The sequence below is a fragment of the Olavius algarvensis spirochete endosymbiont genome (assembly GCA_900608495.1).
Lineage (GTDB): Bacteria > Spirochaetota > Spirochaetia > DSM-2461 > DSM-2461 > UBA2779.
In genome coordinates, this window is sequence record UWYT01000009.1 from 1 (window position 1) to 844 (window position 844).

1 protein-coding gene is annotated in these 844 nt (G+C 50.4%); it reads right to left on the reverse strand.

The window, feature by feature from the left end; translation table 11 throughout:
* Nucleotides 1-132: 132 nt before the first annotated feature.
* Nucleotides 133-844: hypothetical protein (locus S1OALGB6SA_RS00080; RefSeq protein WP_148083981.1), on the reverse strand; the 712-nt coding region annotated here is incomplete at its 5' end.

Here is an 844-nt window from a genome sequence, read left to right on the forward strand (position 1 = left end):
TTGATGTGGTTTGTGATGGTATCCAGTAAAGCTCTGTCTGGAAGGGCAAGGAGGTGCCAATTGCCGGAAAACCATATATCGCCGCGTACTCGCCGAAGAGAATCAGTTTTCCCGAGCCGATGCCTTTTCGAATCATTCCGGCAACTCTTTGCTCAGTCTCCTGGTTTCGATCAAGAGGGGAAATGCGCGATTAGTGCGGCACAGTTCCTTGAGAATTAATTGTTCGCTTCGGGTGAATCCATCTTCCAGTCCGGCGAGCAGAACTATCTCGTTTCCAGCACCCAGAGACTTTGCGACTGCGATTCCCAGTCTGTTCCAAGGTTTTTTACTTTTACTGAATCCGGCGGGCATTAATGGTGTCGATTCCTGGTTTATTACATTGCCAAGTTTTGAACTGAATTTGGCGAGTTCATGCAGTTTTTCCAGAAACATCCCCGCATCCGTGATTCCGGCTTTCGATGCTAAGAGGTTGATGGTTTCGAGAAGGCAGGCGTAGTAGCCGGCGAGAAGCGGAATATCGAGCCAGTGTTTGCCTGGTTTTTCTTTCCAAGCCTTATAGCGTCTTAACGCTCGGGCGCTGCTGACCGAAACAGGACCCCTTAACAGCCAGTATTTCAAGTTTGGCCAGTTGAGCTTTCCCCAAGAGGGTGATAGCCCTCCTGTGAAACAGCCGGCGCCCCCGTTCGCGGAGGTGAAGATATCGTATCCACTACTGTATCCCTGCTGCCACTTCCTATGGGCCAGTACTGCGGTGTTCATTATGTCTGAGTTGTCATCAGACCGGTTCAATGCCCTGGAAAAAAGGAGAGCCGCAACTGCGCTGGAACCAAATCCCAGTTTTTCA